18 protein-coding genes and 1 pseudogene are annotated in these 19,138 nt (G+C 63.4%); 6 read left to right on the top strand and 13 right to left on the bottom strand.

Annotated features, from left to right (window positions below):
• Positions 1-94 precede the first annotated feature (94 nt).
• Complete coding sequence (locus INS93_RS05170) at positions 95-865, bottom strand: YdcF family protein (protein ID WP_192980557.1); 771 nt, start codon at positions 863-865, stop codon at positions 95-97.
• A gap of 87 nt (positions 866-952) precedes the next feature.
• Complete coding sequence (locus INS93_RS05165) at positions 953-1,381, bottom strand: hypothetical protein (protein WP_192980556.1); 429 nt, start codon at positions 1,379-1,381, stop codon at positions 953-955.
• Positions 1,382-1,559: 178 nt separating this feature from the next.
• Between INS93_RS05165 and leuS the strand changes: the two genes are divergently transcribed.
• From leuS to lipA, 6 genes and pseudogenes are all read left to right on the top strand, one after another.
• Positions 1,560-4,172: a leucine--tRNA ligase gene (gene leuS / locus INS93_RS05160; protein ID WP_192980555.1), complete on the top strand. Its 2,613-nt coding sequence runs from the start codon at positions 1,560-1,562 to the stop codon at positions 4,170-4,172.
• Between the two features lie 54 nt (positions 4,173-4,226).
• The gene (lptE, locus tag INS93_RS05155; protein ID WP_160017121.1) at positions 4,227-4,838 is read left to right on the top strand and encodes an LPS assembly lipoprotein LptE; all 612 of its coding nucleotides are present in this window, start codon (positions 4,227-4,229) and stop codon (positions 4,836-4,838) included.
• 57 nt (positions 4,839-4,895) lie between these two features.
• Entirely contained in the window at positions 4,896-5,930 is a 1,035-nt protein-coding gene (holA, locus tag INS93_RS05150; RefSeq protein ID WP_192980554.1) for a DNA polymerase III subunit delta, read from the top strand.
• Between the two features lie 132 nt (positions 5,931-6,062).
• Positions 6,063-6,209, top strand: a pseudogene (arfA, locus tag INS93_RS05145) (alternative ribosome rescue factor ArfA); the annotation flags it as partial.
• An 81-nt stretch (positions 6,210-6,290) separates the two neighbouring features.
• Positions 6,291-7,547 carry a lytic murein transglycosylase gene (locus tag INS93_RS05140; protein ID WP_192980553.1) on the top strand — a complete coding sequence of 419 codons (1,257 nt, stop codon included), beginning with the start codon at positions 6,291-6,293 and terminating at the stop codon, positions 7,545-7,547.
• 176 nt (positions 7,548-7,723) lie between these two features.
• Positions 7,724-8,776 carry a lipoyl synthase gene (gene lipA / locus INS93_RS05135; protein WP_192980552.1) on the top strand — a complete coding sequence of 351 codons (1,053 nt, stop codon included), beginning with the start codon at positions 7,724-7,726 and terminating at the stop codon, positions 8,774-8,776.
• A 177-nt stretch (positions 8,777-8,953) separates the two neighbouring features.
• Here the strand turns inward: lipA and lipB are convergent, their stop codons facing one another.
• The 11 genes from lipB to INS93_RS05080 form a co-directional block, all read right to left on the bottom strand.
• Entirely contained in the window at positions 8,954-9,571 is a 618-nt protein-coding gene (gene lipB / locus INS93_RS05130; RefSeq protein WP_192980551.1) for a lipoyl(octanoyl) transferase LipB, read from the bottom strand.
• Between the two features lie 5 nt (positions 9,572-9,576).
• Positions 9,577-9,855, bottom strand: a complete 279-nt coding sequence (locus tag INS93_RS05125; protein ID WP_192980550.1) for a DUF493 domain-containing protein — start codon at positions 9,853-9,855, stop codon at positions 9,577-9,579.
• A 64-nt stretch (positions 9,856-9,919) separates the two neighbouring features.
• The gene (locus tag INS93_RS05120) at positions 9,920-11,095 is read right to left on the bottom strand and encodes a D-alanyl-D-alanine carboxypeptidase family protein (RefSeq protein WP_160017114.1); all 1,176 of its coding nucleotides are present in this window, start codon (positions 11,093-11,095) and stop codon (positions 9,920-9,922) included.
• 111 nt (positions 11,096-11,206) lie between these two features.
• The gene (locus INS93_RS05115) at positions 11,207-12,220 is read right to left on the bottom strand and encodes a septal ring lytic transglycosylase RlpA family protein (protein ID WP_192980549.1); all 1,014 of its coding nucleotides are present in this window, start codon (positions 12,218-12,220) and stop codon (positions 11,207-11,209) included.
• Positions 12,217-13,227, bottom strand: coding sequence for a lytic murein transglycosylase B (mltB, locus tag INS93_RS05110; RefSeq protein ID WP_192980548.1), 1,011 nt, complete (start codon positions 13,225-13,227; stop codon positions 12,217-12,219). Before mltB ends, INS93_RS05115 begins: the two co-directional genes overlap by 4 nt.
• Before the next feature lie 19 nt (positions 13,228-13,246).
• The gene (gene rodA / locus INS93_RS05105; RefSeq protein ID WP_192980708.1) at positions 13,247-14,350 is read right to left on the bottom strand and encodes a rod shape-determining protein RodA; all 1,104 of its coding nucleotides are present in this window, start codon (positions 14,348-14,350) and stop codon (positions 13,247-13,249) included.
• 38 nt (positions 14,351-14,388) lie between these two features.
• Positions 14,389-16,281: a penicillin-binding protein 2 gene (mrdA, locus tag INS93_RS05100; protein ID WP_192980547.1), complete on the bottom strand. Its 1,893-nt coding sequence runs from the start codon at positions 16,279-16,281 to the stop codon at positions 14,389-14,391.
• Positions 16,282-16,291: 10 nt separating this feature from the next.
• Positions 16,292-16,759, bottom strand: coding sequence for a 23S rRNA (pseudouridine(1915)-N(3))-methyltransferase RlmH (gene rlmH, locus INS93_RS05095; protein WP_192980546.1), 468 nt, complete (start codon positions 16,757-16,759; stop codon positions 16,292-16,294).
• A gap of 9 nt (positions 16,760-16,768) precedes the next feature.
• Positions 16,769-17,122: a ribosome silencing factor gene (gene rsfS, locus INS93_RS05090; RefSeq protein WP_003240193.1), complete on the bottom strand. Its 354-nt coding sequence runs from the start codon at positions 17,120-17,122 to the stop codon at positions 16,769-16,771.
• A 66-nt stretch (positions 17,123-17,188) separates the two neighbouring features.
• Complete coding sequence (gene nadD / locus INS93_RS05085) at positions 17,189-17,848, bottom strand: nicotinate-nucleotide adenylyltransferase (RefSeq protein ID WP_192980545.1); 660 nt, start codon at positions 17,846-17,848, stop codon at positions 17,189-17,191.
• The gene (locus INS93_RS05080) at positions 17,849-19,114 is read right to left on the bottom strand and encodes a glutamate-5-semialdehyde dehydrogenase (protein ID WP_192980544.1); all 1,266 of its coding nucleotides are present in this window, start codon (positions 19,112-19,114) and stop codon (positions 17,849-17,851) included.
• Between the last annotated feature and the right edge of the window lie 24 nt (positions 19,115-19,138).

Genomic DNA, 19,138 nt, shown 5'->3' with positions numbered 1-19,138 from the left:
TACAGGCTGTAGGGTGGCCTCGCGAGCGAAGCGAGCAGCCCACCAGCCCACGGAACCCAGAATCCGCAGGCGTACAGCCTGCGGCGAGTACGCTCTACTGCTTCCCGTAGACGATGGGGTACGCCAACAAACCGATGGCTTCGTTGAGCAATTGACTGCTCTGCCAGATCACTCTCGACTCCGGCAACCAGCCGCCCAGCGGGCGCTCGTAGCCGGCACTGAGATAGCCCATCGGCGCCGTGATCACTTCGAAGCCGGCCTGCTCGAAACTCCAGCGCGCACGCGGCATGTGCCAGGCCTGTGTCACCAGCACCACACGACGAACGCCTTGAGGCTGTAACAGCTCAGCGCTCAGTTGAGCATTTTCCCAAGTGGTGCGGCTCTGCTCCTCCAGCCAGCGGATCTTCAGCCCATAGTCCCGGTGCATGGCATCGGCCATCAACACCGCTTCACTGGGCGGCTGGTCGTAGTGCAGGCCACCGGTTGCCGCCAATGGCAGGCCGGACGCGCGTGCCAGGCGAGCTGCATAGCGCAATCGCTCCAACGCCATCAGACCGGGCTGATCGGTGCGCCCCCAGCCCGGATCGTTCTGCTCACGCCCGGCACCGAGAATCACGATGGCGTCGGCACGCTGCGCCAGCGTCGCCCATTGCGCCTCCTCCAGCACCGGCTCACGCTCGAGCAGTCGAGCCCCCGCCTGCATCACCGCCGGCAGGCTCATCAGCCAGAGCCCGCAAAAACCTGTCGCGAAACAAGCCATCGCAATCCGGGGAAACCGACGGCGCAGCCACCAACCCAACAGCATCAGCAGTAGCAGGACGCCTGGCGGCATCAACAGTTGTTTGAGGATGTAGCGAATCGGCATCAGGCACCTCCTGGGCGCCCAAGCCTATCAGGCTGCTTAAACCGCAGGCGACGACTGCATGGATGCAGGAAGTCCGAGGCGAGGCAGCTAGCGGGGATTACCGCTACGAAACAACTTCGAGCCGCAGGCCTGACAGGCCTGGGCGTTCTGCCCTCGCTGCCAGGTCACCGGCGTACCGCAGAGAGCACAACACAAGGCCTGGCGCCGCTTGAGCAGGGGTTTTGCCTTGGCCATAGGGCCGGCAGAAAGGCCCTTGCCCACGCGCATTGGCTGGCGCTGGATCAGCGCCAACTCCTCGGCCGCCGCATGCCAGCCACGCAACCAGTTCAGGTCACGGTTGAGATAGGCTCGAATCAGATCCAGCTCCGCCGGGCTCAACCCATCGAGTTCCAGCTCACGCAGCGGCTCGGCATGCAGGCGGCTGGCGGTATCGGCTTCCTCCAGCGCCAGGGCAAGCCTTTGCAGCAGTCGCTCGTAAAGGCCACCACCCCGCTCCACTTGCCGTGCATCCGCCATCTAACACCTCGCGAGCCCCGACAACCGCGGGCCTTGAATAAAGCTTAGCGAAGGCCCCGCACGCAGCCCGGCGCCGCGACAAACGGCGGACGCAGCACAATCTGGGTTTCCCTCGATAGACGGCGCTCATGTATGCTACGACGTTTTCCGCAAGCCCCATTCCTTCAGCGCCAGAGCCATGCACGAACAGTACTCGCCCCGTGAAATAGAAGCCGCCGCGCAGTCCCATTGGGACGCGCAGAAATCCTTCGTCGTCAGCGAACAGCCTGGCAAGGACACCTTCTACTGCCTGTCGATGTTCCCCTACCCCAGCGGCAAGCTACACATGGGGCACGTGCGCAACTACACCATCGGTGACGTGATCGCGCGCTACCAGCGCATGCAGGGCAAGAACGTGCTGCAGCCGATGGGTTGGGACGCCTTCGGCATGCCGGCGGAAAACGCCGCGATGAAGAACCAGGTGGCGCCGGCCAAATGGACTTACGAGAACATCGCCTACATGAAGTCCCAGCTCAAATCGCTGGGGCTGGCCATCGACTGGACACGCGAAGTCACCACCTGCAAGCCGGATTACTACCGCTGGGAGCAGTGGCTGTTCACCCGCCTGTTCGAAAAGGGCGTGATCTACCGCAAGAACGGCACCGTCAACTGGGACCCGGTTGACCAGACCGTACTGGCCAACGAGCAGGTCATCGACGGCCGTGGCTGGCGCTCGGGCGCGCTGATCGAGAAGCGCGAAATCCCGATGTACTACTTCAAGATCACTGCGTATGCCGAAGAGCTGCTGAGCAGCCTGGATGAGCTCGATGGCTGGCCAGAGCAGGTCAAGACCATGCAGCGCAACTGGATCGGCAAGAGCTTCGGTGCCGACATCGTCTTCGACTACGACGTCGCCAGCGTGGGTATCGAGGGGCAACTGAAGGTCTACTCGACTCGCCCCGACACCCTGATGGGCGCCACCTACGTCGCCGTGGCCGCCGAGCACCCGCTGGCCCAGCGTGCCGCCGAAAGCAGTGCGCAGATCGCCGCCTTCATCGCCGAATGCAAGGCCGGCTCCGTGGCCGAGGCCGACATGGCCACCATGGAGAAGAAAGGCCTGGCCACCGGCCAGTTCGTCATCCACCCGCTGACCGGCGACAAGCTGCCTGTATTCGTCGCCAACTACGTGCTGTGGGGCTACGGCGAAGGTGCAGTGATGGCCGTGCCGGCACATGACGAGCGCGACTTCGAATTCGCCAACAAGTACGACCTGCCGATCCAGCAGGTCTATACCGGCGAGGGCAAGGACTACGACGCCAGCACCTGGCAGGACTGGTATGGCGACAAGGCCGGTCTGACCACCATCAATTCCGGCAAGTACGACAACCTGGACTTCGGCGCCGCCTTCGACGCCATCGTCGGTGATCTGGAAGCCCGCGAGCACGGCGCGCGCAAGACCCAGTTCCGCCTGCGCGACTGGGGCATCAGCCGCCAGCGTTACTGGGGCTGCCCGATCCCGATCATCCACTGCGACAGCTGCGGCGACGTACCGGTGCCGGAAGACCAACTGCCGGTCGTGCTGCCCGAAGACGTGGTGCCGGACGGCGCCGGCTCGCCGCTGGCCAAGATGCCCGAGTTCTACGAATGCAGCTGCCCGAAATGCGGCTCCCCGGCCAAGCGCGAAACCGACACCATGGACACCTTCGTGGAATCGTCCTGGTACTTCGCCCGCTATGCCAGCCCGAACTACGAGGGCGGCATGGTCGATCCTCAGGCGGCCAACCACTGGCTGCCGGTGGACCAGTACATCGGCGGTATCGAGCACGCCATCCTGCACCTCTTGTATGCGCGCTTCTTCCACAAGTTGATGCGCGATGAAGGTTTGGTCAGCTCCAACGAGCCGTTCAAGAACCTGCTGACCCAGGGTATGGTGGTCGCCGAAACCTACTACCGCACCCTGGCAAATGGCGGCAAGGACTGGTTCAACCCGGCCGATGTCGAGGTCGAGCGTGACGCCAAGGCCAAGGTCATCGGCGCCAAGCTGAAAAGCGACGGTCTGCCAGTGGAAATCGGCGGCACCGAGAAGATGTCCAAGTCGAAGAACAACGGTGTCGACCCGCAGGACATGATCGACCAGTACGGCGCCGACACCTGCCGCCTGTTCATGATGTTCGCCTCGCCGCCCGACATGAGCTGCGAATGGTCGGATGCCGGCGTCGAAGGCGCCAACCGCTTCCTGCGTCGCGTCTGGCGCCTGGCTCAGGGCCATGTCAGCGCCGGTCTGCCGGGCAAGCTGGATGCCGCCAGCCTGAGCGACGAGCAGAAGGCTGTACGCCGCGCCATTCACCTGGCGATCAAGCAGGCCAGCAACGATATCGGCCAGCACCACAAGTTCAACACCGCCATCGCCCAGGTGATGACGCTGATGAACGTACTGGAAAAAGCCGCCACCGCGACAGAGCAGGATCGCGCGCTGGTGCAGGAAGGCCTGGAGATCGTCACCCTGCTGCTCGCGCCGATCACCCCGCATATCAGCCACGAACTGTGGCAACGCCTGGGTCACGCCGATGCTGTGATCGATGCGCAGTGGCCGCAGGTCGACGAATCCGCTCTGGTGCAGGACAGCCTGACCCTGGTGGTACAGGTCAACGGCAAGCTGCGTGGCGAGATCATCGTGGCGGCCAGCGCCAGCCGCGAGGACGTCGAAGCTGCCGCCCGCGCCAACGAGAACGTGCTGCGCTTCACCGAAGGCCTGAGCATTCGCAAGGTCATCGTGGTACCGGGCAAGCTGGTCAACATAGTCGCCAACTGATTAAGCTCGGCGCCACACATGTGTGGCGCCGTGATCCGCCAAGGGGATATGAGAATGATGAAACGGAATCTGCTGGTCATCGGCCTGGCCGGCCTGCTCAGCGCATGCGGCTTCCAGCTGCGTGGCACTGGCGATGTGCAGTTCGCCCTCAAGGAACTCGACGTCAGCGCGCGCGATGCCTACGGTGACACCGTGCAGCAAGTACGTGAAGTACTGCAAGACAACGACGTTCGCGTTTACTCCGGCGCGCCCTACAAGCTGGTGATCAGCCGTGAAACCGAAGATCGTCGCGGCGCCAGCTACAGCAGCGGCGCCCGTACCGCCGAGTACGAGCTGACCATGGGCCTGGAATACGAGATCCGCGGTGCGAAGAACCTGCTGCTGACCGGCAACAAGGTGGAAGTACAGAACTACTACCAGCAGGATGACAACAACCTGGCCGGCTCCGACCAGGAAGCGGCTCAGCTGCGCAGCGAGCTGCGCCGTGAAATGATCCAGCAACTGATGTTCAGCCTGCAGCAGATCACGCCCGAGCGACTGGACCAACTGCAACAGACCGCCGAAGCCCGCGCCAAGGCCGAAGCCGAAGCACTGGAAGCAGAGCGCCGGGCTCGCGAGAGCCAGGTCGCACCACAGCAGTCGCCGATCGAACTGCCGTCCCGCTAAAGGCCCAAGGGCCGCAACTGCGGCCCGACGCCATGCCCGTCTGATGACATCACCTCGATGAAGCTCGCCCCCGCGCAACTCGGCAAACACCTGCAAGGCGCTCTCGCACCTGTCTATGCGATCAGCGGCGACGAGCCGCTGTTGTGCCAGGAAACCGCTGACGCCATTCGCAATGCCTGCCGCCAGCAGGGGTTCGGCGAACGCCAGGTGTTCAATGCCGAAGCCAACTTCGACTGGGGCAACCTGCTGCAAGCGGGTGCCAGCCTGTCGCTGTTCGCCGAAAAGCGCCTGCTGGAACTGCGCCTGCCTTCCGGCAAGCCAGGCGACAAGGGTACAGCCGCCCTGCTCGAATACCTGGCCCGCCCGCCCGAGGACACCGTCCTGCTGCTGAGCCTGCCCAAGCTCGACGGCAGCACGCAGAAATCCAAATGGGCCAAGGCGCTGATCGACGGTCAGGTGAGCCAGTTCATTCAGATCTGGCCGGTAGACGCCAACCAGTTGCCGCAGTGGATTCGTCAGCGCCTCGCTCAGGCCGGCCTGAGCGCCAGCGCCGATGCGGTGGACATGATCGCCGCTCGGGTGGAGGGCAACCTGCTGGCCGCCGCCCAGGAAGTGGAAAAACTCAAGCTGCTCGCCGACGGCAATCAGGTCGATGCCGAGACCGTACAGGCGGCGGTGGCCGACAGCGCCCGCTTCGATGTCTTCGGCCTGATCGACTGTGCCCTCGGCGGCGACGCTGCACATGCCCTGCGCATGCTCGAAGGCCTGCGCGGCGAGGGCGTGGAAACCCCGGTGATCCTCTGGGCACTGGCCCGCGAGATTCGCCTGCTGGCCGGCATCGCCCATCAGCAGAGCCAGGGCATACCGCTGGACAAGGCCTTCTCCAGCGCCCGTCCGCCCGTCTGGGACAAACGCAGGCCGCTGGTTTCCAAAGCCTTGCAGCGTCACAGCAGCAAACGCTGGGGCGAGTTGTTGCAGCAGGCGCAACTGATAGATGCGCAGATCAAAGGCCAGGCGGCTGGCAATCCGTGGAGCGAGCTGGCCATGCTGACCCTGCAACTCTCCGGGCAACGGCTGCGTCTTTCTCCGTAGGGCGGGTGCAACCCGCCACCCGATGATGGCGGGTTGCACCCGCCCTACGCCCCCGTCTGGACATTTTCTGTACAGCGGCGCATAGTCTTCGCCGCCTGCATTGGCGCAGGCCAGCCTGCATGAGGAAATGCCATGAGCAAGAAAACCGGCAAACGGCCGAACAAGGCCAAATCCATCGTCGCCCAGCCACTGTTTCGCTCCCGCCAGGAACGACCGCAGAAAGGCAAAGGCAGCTACCGCCGCGAAGCCTCCCACACTTGGGAGGCTTCTTGCTTTATGGGGTATGTTGATTCACTGATAGCCCTGACTGTTGCCCGAGCATGCTAAGGTAACCGCCTGCTTAAACGTCCTGAGATAGACATGCCACACCAGCTTCCTCGTCGCGTCCTGGCTCTGCTTCCTCTTCTGCTGCTGGCGGCCTGCGCCCAGGCCCCGGCGGAAAACCTGCCTAGCGCCACAGCCCCCGCAGCGCTCCAGACTACAGCCGAAAACCCCTTGCCCAGTTTCGCCGACTGGCAGCAGGCAATGCGTGGCGAAGCGATTGCCGCCGGCATCGATGCGGCGCTGTTCGATCGCGTATTCGCTGACGTAACCCCTGACCCTGCGGTGCTCAAGGCCGACAGCAGCCAGCCCGAGTTCACACGCCCGGTTTGGGAATACCTCGATGGTGCCGTCTCCTCCAGCCGCATCGGTCGCGGCCGGGTATTGCTGGCCCAACACAACACCGTGCTGCAACGCATCGAGCAGCAATATGGCGTCGAAGCGCAGATCCTGGTGGCCATCTGGGGACTTGAGAGCAACTTCGGCAACAACATCGGTAGCCACAGCGTAATCCGCTCCCTCGCCACACTGGCCTATGACGGTCGCCGCCAGGGCTTCTGGCGTGCTCAGTTGCTGGCCGCACTGCAAATCCTGCAGAACGGTGATGTACCCAGCGAACGCATGATCGGCTCCTGGGCCGGCGCCATGGGCCAGACCCAGTTCATGCCCACCACTTACAACCAGCATGCGGTCGATTTCGACGGCGACGGCAAGCGCGACCTGTGGAATTCCTCGACCGACGCCCTGGCCTCGGCCGCCCACTATCTGCAGGCATCCGGCTGGCAGCGTGGCCAGCCATGGGGATTCGAAGTGAGTCTGCCGAACGGCTTCGACTACGCCCTGGCCGACCCGGATCAGCGCCGCACGCTGGCCGAATGGGCAGAGCTCGGCATTCGTCCGCTGGCACCGACCGGTACCCCCGCCAATGCCCGCGCCAGCCTGCAGCTGCCCGCCGGACATCAAGGGCCGGCCTTCCTGCTGCTGGACAATTTCCGCAGCATCCTCAAGTACAACAACTCCACGTCCTACGCGCTGGCCATCGGCCTGCTCGCCGACAACCTGCTGCGCGCCAGTGAAATAAAGGGGCAATGGCCGCGAGGTGAGCGCCAACTGGGGCGCAGTGAACGTGTCGAGCTGCAAGAACTGCTGGCCCAGGCCGGCTTCGACCCCGGCCCGGCCGACGGCATCATCGGCGCCAATACGCGCAAGGCCATTCGCGCCCTGCAACTGCAGTTGAACTGGCCAGCCGATGGCTACCCCAACACCCAACTGCTGCAACAGCTGCGCACACGCTGAATCCATGCGCTGGCCCCGGGCGCTTGCCATCACTGGCGAGCGCCTTGCCCCGGGAAACGCCCTTGCGGTGTTTTGTCGACAGGCGGCCCCAGCGTCTGCATACACCTTCTGTGGTAGACTGGCCGGCGGCCAAAAGCCACCTGCCCACGGAGCCTCTACCGGAGCCCAGATTTCCGATGTCCGACACCTCCTCGCCCAAATCCGTCGCCAGCGGCGAAAAATTTCGCACCGCCCAAGGCATCACCGCGATCAAGGATGGTCAGAAGCGCCGTGCCTCGGCCGAACCCCAGGTCTTCGAACCCAAGCCCAAGTGGCTGCGGGTCAAGGCGCCTGGCGGTAGCCGTTTCGAGGCGGTCAAACGCAACGTCGGCGAACATCGCCTGAGCACCGTCTGCCAGGAATCGCACTGCCCGAACATGGGCGAGTGCTGGTCCAACGGCACGGCCACCATCATGCTGATGGGCTCGGTGTGCACCCGCGCCTGCCGCTTCTGCGCCGTGGACACCGGCAACCCCAATGGCTGGCTGGATCTGGAAGAGCCGCAGAACACCGCCAAGTCGGTGGAGCTGATGGCCCTGCGTTACATCGTGCTGACCTCGGTGGACCGTGACGACCTGGAAGACGGCGGCGCCGGCCACTATGCAGCCTGCGTGCGTGCAATCAAGGAAAACACCCCGCAGGTGGTGGTCGAAGCCCTGACCCCGGATTTCGATGGCGATCACCAGGCCATCGAGCGCGTCGTCGACTCCGGTCTCGAAGTCTTCGCGCAGAACGTCGAGACGGTCAAACGCCTCACCTACGTGGTACGCGACCCGCGCGCCGGCTACGAGAAGACCCTCAAGGTGCTCGAACACGCGAAAAAGCACCGTCCTGACGTGCTGACCAAGACCAGCCTGATGCTCGGCCTGGGTGAAACCGACGAGGAAATCCTGGAAACCATGGATGACCTGCGCGCCATCGGCGTGGATATCCTCACCCTCGGCCAGTACCTGCAACCCACACGCAACCACCTCAAGGTGCAACGCTGGGTCAGCCCTGAAGAGTTCAACCGTTTCCGTGAAATCGGCCTGGAGAAAGGCTTCATGGAAGTCGCCGCCGGCCCGCTGGTGCGCTCCAGCTACCGCGCTGATCGCGTGTTCGAGAAGAACAACCTGGGCCTCGCTGCCCCCGTACCGGTGCCCGGCCAGGAGATCAACGCCAGCCTGATTCCGGCGCTGAATCTGAACTGAGACAGGTCATCACAGCAAACGAAAGGGACGCCTCGGCGTCCCTTTTTCGTTGCTGGCCGCCAGGGGGCGCCATGCTGCAGCCTCATTGGTGCGCGCGGCGCACCCTAGGCTTGGCGCGATCATCCGTAGGGTGAGCCGCGCGCACCGAAAAATCGCGAATACCGAGCCGCCAAGACCCTAGGCGTAACCCAGCCTGCTACGCAGCGCCTGTTCCAGACGTTGCGCTACCTCGTCGAATGCGGGTGGCGATGGCAGCAGGTCACGCATCTGCACCATCTTCAGCCCGGCATAGCCGCATGGATTGATGCGCAGAAAGGGCGACATGTCCATATCGACGTTCAACGCCAGGCCATGAAACGAGCAGCCACGGCTGACGCGCAGCCCCAGCGAGGCGATCTTGTCACCCGCCACGTATACGCCCGGCGCATCCGCCTTGGGCGCGGCCTCGATGCCATAGCCGGCCAACAGCTCGACCAGGCTCTGCTCCATGGCAGTCACCAGCTCACGCACGCCGAGATCGAGGCGACGCAGATCGAGCATCAGATAGGCGACCAATTGGCCAGGACCGTGATAGGTCACCTGCCCGCCGCGCTCGACCTGAATCACCGGAATATCGCCCGCCGCGAGCACATGTTCGGCCTTGCCAGCCTGGCCCTGGGTGAACACCTTGGGATGCTGCAGCAACCAGATCTCGTCCGGGGCCTGTGCATCGCGCTCACGGGTCAACTGGCGCATGGCCTCCAGCGTGGGCTGGTAGTCGACCAGCCCGAGATGACGGACGACAAGCTCGGGCATGGGTGTCACAGCACCATGTGCACGCGGCCGGTGGCACGCAGGTCGACGTGAATCGCCTGCAATTGCTCGACACCGGTGGCCGTGATCAGCACCTGAACGGACAGGAAGTTGCCGTTGCGGCTGTCACGCATCACCAGCGTGGAGGCATCCAGATCCGGGGCGTGACGCTGGATCACTTCGATCACCAGGTCGGTGAAACCCTCACCGGCGGTACCGATCACCTTGATCGGGTAACGCTCGCAGGGGAATTCGATTTTTGGCGGTTGAACATCGTTGTCGGTCATGGCATCAGCGGGCTTGTGGCCCGTCCATAAGAGGGCCGCCCCGAGTTGGAGCGGCCAGGCTAAATCAGTTGAACAGGCCGAAGAAGAACAGGCGAATGCTGTCCCACAGGCGACGCAGCAGACCGCCCTCTTCTACCGATTCCAGCGCTACCAGGTCAGTGCTGCGTACCACTTCATCACCCAGTTTGACTTCGACCTTGCCGATCACGTCGCCCTGCTGGATCGGCGCGATCAGCTGCGGGTTGAGGACCATGCTGGCCTGCAGCTTTTCCAGCTGCCCCTTGGGCAAGGTCATGGTCAGGTCTTCAGCCAGACCAGCCTTGACCTGATTCGCAGCACCTTTCCAGACGGTGGCCTGCGCCAGTTCTGCGCCCTTCTGGTAGAAGGTACGGCTTTCGAAGAAACGGAAGCCGTAGGTCAGCAGTTTCTGGGTTTCCGCTGCGCGGGCCTGCTCGCTGTCGGTACCGAATACCGAGGTGATCATGCGCGCGCCATCACGCACGGCCGAGGCCACCAGGCAGAAACCGGCTTCCTGGGTGTGGCCGGTCTTCAGGCCGTCGACAGTGCGGTCACGCCACAGCAGCAGGTTGCGGTTGGGCTGCTTGATGTTGTTCCAGAGGAACTCCTTCTGCGAGTAGATCGCGTAATGCTCGGCGTCTTCATCGATGATTGCGCGGGCCAGAATGGCCATGTCATGAGCGCTGGAGTAGTGCTCGGGATGCGGCAGCCCGGTGGCATTCATGAAGTGGCTGTTCTTCATACCGAGGCGCTCGGCGGTGACGTTCATCATGTCGGCGAAGGCATCTTCGCTACCGGCGATGTACTCGGCGATGGCGATGCTGGCATCGTTGCCGGACTGGATGATGATGCCGTGCAGCAGGTCGTCGACTGTCGCCTGGCTGTTCAGCGGCAGGAACATGGTGGAGCCACCGGAGGCGGCACCGCCGGTGCGCCAGGCGTGCTCGCTGATGGTCACCAGATCCTGCTCGCCGATCTTGCCGTTACGGATTTCCAGGGTGGCGATGTAGGCGGTCATCAGCTTGGTCAGGCTGGCGGGCGGCAGGCGCTCGTCGCCATTGTTCTCGACCAGGATGTTACCGCTGGCGGCATCCATCAGAACGTAGGATTTCGCGGCCAGTTGCGGCGCCGCAGGCACCACCTGCTGGTTGGCCATTGCGAGTGGCGCGGCCAGAAGGGTCAGTACCAGTGAAGCACGTTGCACGAAGCTGGTGATGTTCATCCGTCTCTCGAAAAATCATTGCTTGGGTTGTACGGCCCCGAAGGGCCATCTTTCGACTCGCGATCAAGGCGAGCCTCGGATTTAGTCCGGCAAAAGCCGGTTAAGTTGCCATCAGTCGGCGCGCACCAGCGTGGGCTGCCCCAGGTTGGCCAGGCGCACGCTGCTCTGCAGCTGCTCAGCCTCGCCCTGGTTGCTGATCGGCCCCATTCGGACCCGATGCAGGATCTGCTGGTCGCGAACCACTGAGCTGATGAACACCGGCACACTGCTGGTCTGGCTCAGCTTGGACTTGAGCAGCTCCGCAGCGTCCGGATTGGCGAAGGCTCCCACCTGGAGATACAGGCCAGAGGCTCCGAGTGAATCGTTTTTTTTTGCGTCGATCTGCACGGGCACCACCGCAGCGGCGTGCTGCTCGGGCGGCGGCGCGTACTGTTCGACGACCTGCGGCACAGGCTGCGCCACGGGCTGGGCGACAGCGGCCTTGGCCGGCTGATTGTTGGCCAGCACCAGCGGGACCGGGCGGCCCTGCTGTGCCCACCACTCATGTGGGTCGATGCCTTCTACCTTGACTCGCGCCGTGCCTTTCTCGGCATAGCCGAGCTTCTTCGCCGCAGCGAAGGACAGGTCGATGATGCGGTCCGAATAGAACGGCCCACGATCGTTGACCCGCAGGATCACGACCTTGCCGTTCTCGAGGTTGGTCACCCGTACATAGCTGGGCAGCGGCAATGTCTTGTGCGCTGCGGTCATGCCGTACAGATCGTAGGTTTCGCCGTTGGCAGTGGCCTGGCCATGGAACTTGGTGCCGTACCAGGAAGCCGGACCGACCGCCTGGTAGCGACGGGCGTCCTGAATCGGGTAGTACTGCTTGCCGAACACCACATAAGGGCTGGCCTTGACCGGCCCGTAATGCGGCATGGGGATGGCGTCCTGAATCTTCGAGACGTCGACGTCCCACCAGGGCGCGCCATCCCTGTGTGGTCGGTTGAAATCCTCCGGGCCAGAGATACCGGCAGACTGACCGGGCGTCACCACAGGCTGCGGTGCACGCTTGGAAGAACAGCTCGCCAGCAACAGCGCTGCCGTTACGCAGACTGCCAGTGGCAGCAGTTTGGACGCACTCATCGATTACCCCGCGTTTCGACCAGCAATTCGGCCAGTTGGTTGACCGCCATGGCATACATCACGCTGCGATTGTAGCGGGTGATGGTGAAGAAGTTGGGCAAACCGAACCAGTATTCGTCACCTTCCGCGCCTTGCAGACGAAACGCCGTCACCGGCAAATCCTCGGCCAGCTTGTCTTCGCTCTTCCAGCCCAGCTCGCGCAGCTCGGCGACGTTCTTCATCGGGTCCAGGCCTTGCGTCAGACCTTCATCGACGCGAGCACCGCTGGCTTCGACGCGACTGGCGACCTGACCGCCGGCCTGCCAGCCGTGGCGTTTGAAATAGCTGGCAACACTGCCAATGGCATCGGTGGGGTTGCTCCAGATGTTGATATGACCGTCACCGTCGAAGTCCACGGCGTAAGCACGGAAACTGCTCGGCATGAACTGCGGCAGGCCCATGGCACCCGCGTAAGAGCCTTTGAGGGTGATCGGGTCGACCTGTTCCTCACGGGTCAGCAGCAGAAACTCACGCAGTTCCTTGCGGAAGAACGGCGCACGCGGCGGGTAGTCGAAGGCCAGGGTCGACAGTGCATCCATCACCCGCCAACTGCCGGTATTGCCGCCGTAGAACGTTTCCACGCCAATGATGGCGACGATGAACTGCGGCGGCACGCCGTACTCGGCTTCGGCCTTCTCCAGCACCGCCTGGTTCTTGTTCCAGAACTCGACACCCTGGGCGATACGCTTGTCGGTGATGAAGATCGGGCGATAGTCCTTCCAGGGTTTGACCTTTTCAGCCGGACGCGAAATGGCGTCGAGAATCGCCTGCTTGCGCTCTACCTCGGCAAACAGGCTGACCAGTTGCTCACTGGCGAAGCCATAGTCACGGGTCATTTCCTCGACGAACTCGGCTACCTGCGGCGAGCCGTCGTAATCGGCAGCCAGCGCCTGGACGCTTGTGCCGAGCACGCCGGCGACGCCGACTCCGATGAACGTACGAGCAGCCCAACTACGCAAAGAATGCATTGACTCAAAACCCCCAAAATCAAACCTGAGCGATCCACTTTCTGTGAGTGTGGATCGCCATCAATATCCCGAAGCCTGACAACAGCGTGACCAGATGGGTTCCGCCATAACTAATGAAGGGCAGCGGAACCCCAACCACCGGCAGCAGCCCGCTGACCATGCCGATGTTGACGAATACGTAGACAAAGAAGGTCATGGTCAGCGCCCCTGCCAGCAACTTGCCGAACAGCGTCTGCGCCTGGGCGGTAATCACCAGGCCACGCGCCAGCAACAGCAGATACAGCAGCAACAACAGACAGACGCCGACCAGGCCGAACTCCTCCGCGAGCACGGCAATGATAAAGTCCGTGTGGCTTTCCGGCAAAAAATCCAGGTGCGACTGGGTACCCAGCAGCCAGCCCTTGCCCAATACGCCGCCGGAACCGATGGCCGCCTTGGACTGGATGATGTTCCAGCCCGACCCCAGCGGATCGCTTTCCGGGTTGAGGAACGTCAGCACGCGACGCTTCTGATAGTCGTGCATGACGAAGTACCACATACCCACCGCGATCGGCACAACGGCAGCGGCGGCACCGATTATCCAGCGCCACTGCAGGCCAGCCATGAACACCACGAAGGCTCCCGAGGCGAGAATCAGCAATGAGGTGCCCAGGTCCGGCTGTTTCAGGATCAGCACGAAGGGGATGCCGATCATCGTCAGGCTGACGACGATATGTTTGAAACGTGGCGGCAGGTTATGCCGTGACAGATACCAGGCAATGGTCATCGGCATGATGATTTTCATCAGCTCCGAGGGCTGGAAGCGGATCACGCCTGGGATATTGATCCAGCGTGTCGCCCCCATCGCCGTATGGCCCATCACCTCCACCGCCATCAGCAAGGCGACACCCGCCACGTAAGCAAGAGGCACCCAGCGCGCCATGAAGCGCGGGTCGAACTGGGCGATCACAATCACCGCGACCATGCCGAGGCCGAAGGACGATGCCTGCCTGAGCAGCAGGTCGACATTCTTGCCACTGGCCGAATAGAGAATGAACAGGCTGCCGGCACCCAGAATCAGCAACAGCAACAGCAACCAGCCATCAATGTGCATACGCTGCAACAGACTGGCGCGACGACGCAGTACGTCCTCATCGGACAGGGTACGGTCGAAATTACTGATCATCGCTGACTGACCTCGGCAGGCGTGGGCAACGCGAACTCGGCCTTGAGCTGACCGGTCTCCTTATCCAGTAGCCAGGCGTCCATCACCTGCTTGACCACGGGTGCGGCAACGCCAGAGCCTGACTCACCGTTCTCGACCATCACTGCCACGGCGATCTGCGGCTTCTGCGCAGGAGCGAAGCCAATGAACAGCGCATGGTCGCGGTGGCGCTCCTGTACCTTGTTGCGGTCGTATTTTTCACCCTGCTTGATCGCCACCACCTGCGCCGTACCGCTCTTGCCGGCGATGCGATAGACGGCGCTATCACCGACCTTGCGCGCCGTCCCGCGGGCACCGTGCAGTACCTCTTCCATGCCATGGATGCCATAGTCCCAGAACTTGGGATCGCGCAGGACGATATCCGGGATCGGGTTGGGGTCGACAGGCTGGCGGCCGTCAACGCTCTTGGCCAGGTGCGGACGAATCCACTTGCCGCGCGTGGCCATCAGCGCGGTGGCCTGCGCCAACTGCAGCGGCGTGGTCTGCATGTAACCCTGGCCGATGCCAAGAATCAGCGTCTCGCCCGGGTACCACGGCTGGCGATAACGCGCCCGCTTCCAGTCACGCGAAGGCATCAGGCCGGCGGTTTCCTCGAACATGTCCAGCGCCACGCGCTGCCCGAGGCCGAAACGGCTCATGTAGTCATGCATGCGGTCGACGCCCATCTTGTGCGCCAGATCGTAGAAATAGGTGTCATTGGAGCGCGCAATGGCCAGGTTCAGATCGACCCAGCCGTCACCGTTGCGGTTCCAGTTGCGGTATTTGTGGCTGTGATTGGGCAACTGATAGAAGCCGGGGTCGAACACCCGAGTAGTGGGGGTGACCACACCCGCATCGAGACCCGCCACGGCGACCATGGGCTTGATGGTCGACCCCGGCGGATAGAGACCGCGCAATACCCGGTTATACAAAGGCTGGTCGATGGAGTCTCGCAACTCACCATAGGCCTTGAAACTGATGCCGGTGACGAAAGGGTTGGGGTCGAAACTGGGCTGACTGACCATCGCCAGAACTTCGCCGCTGTTCGGATCGATGGCCACCACGGCCCCACGGCGACCGCCAAGCGCATTCTCCGCCGCCTCCTGCAGCTTCACGTCGAGACTGAGGACGATGTCCTTGCCCGGTTTCGGATCGACGCGGTTGAGCACACGCAGCACGCGACCACGGGCGTTGGTCTCGACCTCTTCGTAGCCGACTTCGCCGTGCAGTTCTTCCTCGTAGAAACGCTCGATACCGGTCTTGCCGATATGGTGCGTACCGGCGTAGTCGGTTGGATCCAGGCGCTTGAGCTCCTGCTCGTTGATGCGCCCGACGTAGCCGACCGAATGAGCGAAGTGTTCCTGCTGCGGATAGTGCCGCACCAGTTGCGCAGCCACCTCGACGCCCGGCAGGCGGAACTGGTTGACCGCGATGCGAGCGATCTGCTCTTCGGACAGTTCGAACAGGATCGGCACCGGCTCGAACGGGCGCCGACCCTGGCGCACCCGACGCTCGAACAGCGCGCGCTCTTCCTCGGAAAGCTCCAGCACCTCGACCACCGTATCGAGCACGCCGCGCCAGTCACCGGCGCGCTCGCGGGTCACGGTGAGGCTGAAGCTCGGCCGGTTGTCAGCGATGATCACACCATTACGGTCGTAGATCAGCCCACGGGTCGGGGGCAACGGCTGCACGTGAATGCGGTTGTTTTCCGCCAGGGTGCTGTGATGCTCGTACTGAATCACCTGCAGATAGTACATGCGCAAGATCAGCACGCAGGTCAGCAGGATGATCACCGCGCCGCCGACGAGCACCCGGCGCTTGACCAGGCGAGCGTCCTTTTCGTGATCCTTGAGGCGAATCGGCTGCGGCATGACTAGGTGATCACTTGTGATACGGATGGCCGGACAGCACGGTCCAGGCTCGGTAGATCTGCTCGCCAAGCAGGATACGCACCAGCGGATGCGGCAGGGTCAGTGGCGATAGCGACCAGCGCTGGTCGCTACGCGCGCAGACCTCCGGCGCCAGCCCTTCCGGGCCGCCGACCATGAGGTTGACGTTGCGCGCATCAAGACGCCAGCGATCCAGCTCCGCGGCCAACTGCTCGGTGCTCCATGGCTTGCCATGGACCTCCAGCGTGACGATACGTTCGCCGGGTTGCACCTTGCTCAGCATGGCCTCGCCTTCCTGACGGATCAGGCGGGCGACGTCGGCATTCTTGCCGCGGGTATTGAGAGGGATTTCCACCAGTTCCAGCGGTAATTCGGCAGGCAGACGCTTGACGTACTCCTGCCAGCCCTCCTCGACCCAGCGCGGCATGCGCGAACCGACGGCGATCAGTTTGATCCGCACGGTTTGCGCTTACTCGGCGCTGTGCTGAGCGCGGCTCTGCTCGGCGCCTTGCCACAGGCGTTCGAGGTCATAGAACTGGCGCGCGGTAGGCAGCATCACGTGCACGACGATGTCGCCCAGGTCGAGCAGAGCCCATTCGCCGCTGTCCAGACCTTCGCTGCCGATCGGGCGCACGCCCTGCTCCTTGACCTTTTCCAGCACGTTCTCCACCAGCGACTTGACCTGACGGCTGGAGCTACCGCTGGCAATCACCATGAAGTCGGTGATGCTGGTCTTGTCCTTGACGTCGATCACGGTGATGTCGGTCGCCTTGATCTCTTCCAGCGCCGCCACGGCGATCTTGACCAGCTCTTCGCTGGGTATGTTCTGCTTGCTCATAAATGACTCATTTGCCTCGTGTAATGGACGCCAGCGCACATGCGCGACGTTTCAAGCATTGGGCGCACGGTACAGATCGTGCGCCTGGATGTAGGCCAGTACCGCATCCGGCAGCAGGTATCGCGCCGAGCGGTCGGTTGCCAGCAAGTGGCGAATCTGCGTGGCGGAAATCGCCAGCGGAGTCTGCCAGATGAAACTGATCTGCCCGCCAGCACCCTGCAGGCTCAGCGGGTCGCTTACACTGCGCGCGGCCAGCAGATCGCGCAGCGCCTCGGGCGCCTCGCTGTCGGCATCCGGCCGTTGCAATACCAGCAGGTGGCAATGCTCGAGCAACTCCTGCCAGCGATGCCAGCTCGGCAAGCCGCAGAAAGCGTCCCAGCCGAGCAGCAGAAACAACTGATCGTCCGCCGCCAGCTCGGCGCGCACCGACTCCAGCGTGTCGACCGTATACGACGGTTTGTCGCGGCGCAGCTCGCGGTCATCGACCGTCAGCCGCATCTCGCCAGCCACCGCCAGTTCGACCATGGCCAGACGCTGCTCGGCCGTTGCCTGCGGCGTGTCGCGATGTGGCGGTCTGGCGCTGGGAATCAGCCGCAGCTCGTCCAGCGCCATGAACTCGGCCACTTCCAGTGCGGCACGCAGATGCCCGATATGCACCGGGTTGAAGGTACCGCCGAGCAGGCCGATGCGTCGGGCGCCGATCCGTTTCATTTATGTGCGAATGTGTCCATCGCCAAAGACCACGTACTTCTCGCTGGTCAGGCCCTCCAGGCCAACCGGGCCGCGTGCGTGCAGCTTGTCGGTGGAGATACCGATCTCCGCACCCAGGCCGTACTCGAAACCATCGGCAAAGCGGGTCGAGGCATTGATCATCACCGAAGCGGAATCCACCTCGGTGAGGAAGCGCCGGGCATCGCTGAAGTTCTCGGTGATGATCGAGTCGGTGTGCTGCGAGCCGTAATGGTTGATGTGCTCGATGGCCGCATCCAGCGAATCGACGATGCGAATGGCCAGGATCGGTGCGTTGTACTCGGCGAACCAGTCGTCCTCGCTCGCTTCCAGCACATCGCTGCCGAGCAGCTGGCGGGTGGCGGCGTCACCGCGCAACTCCACGCCCTTGTCGCGGTAGATGGCGGCCAGCGGCGGCAGCACGCGCGCGGCGATAGCCTGGTGCACCAGCAGGGTTTCCATGGCGTTGCATGGCGAGTAGCGCTGGGTCTTGGCGTTGTCGCAGACGCGGATGGCCTTGTCGAGATCAGCAGCGACATCGACGTAAACATGGCAGACACCATCCAGGTGCTTGATCACCGGCACCTTGGCGTCGCGGCTGATGCGCTCGATCAGACCCTTGCCACCGCGCGGCACGATGACGTCGACGTATTCGGGCATGGTGATCAGCTCACCGACCGCAGCGCGGTCAGTGGTTTCCACCACCTGCACGGCAGCCGCCGGCAAATCGGCCTCGGCCAGCCCCTGCTGGATGCAGCGGGCAATCGCCTGGTTGGAATGAATGGCCTCGGAGCCACCGCGCAGGATGGTGGCGTTGCCGGACTTCAGGCACAGGCTGGCCGCATCGATGGTCACGTTCGGACGCGACTCGTAGATGATGCCGATAACGCCCAGCGGCACGCGCATCTTGCCGACCTGGATACCGGACGGCAGGTAGCGCATGCCCTGAATCTCGCCGATCGGGTCAGGCAGGGTCGCAACCTGGCGCAGCCCTTCGATCATGCTGTCGATCACCTTTGGCGTCAGCGCCAGGCGGTCGACCATGGCCGGCTCCAGACCGTTGGCGCGGGCGGCAGCCAAGTCCAGTTCGTTGGCGGCGGCAAGCTCGGCGCGAGCGGCGTCGAGGGCGTTGGCAGCCGCCTGCAGCGCGCGATTCTTCTGCGCGGTGCTGGCGCGGGCAAGCACCCGCGAGGCCTGGCGGGCGGCCTGGCCCAGGCGGGTCATGTAGTCGTGCACGGACTCGGTCATGGCGGCGGAGGTCTGGCAATTGGA

It is taken from the genome of Pseudomonas sp. EggHat1, assembly GCF_014892995.1.
In the GTDB taxonomy this organism is placed as follows: domain Bacteria; phylum Pseudomonadota; class Gammaproteobacteria; order Pseudomonadales; family Pseudomonadaceae; genus Aquipseudomonas; species Aquipseudomonas chaetocerotis.
Note: the sequence above shows the minus strand (reverse complement) of the source record. Positions and strands in the feature narration are given on the sequence as shown.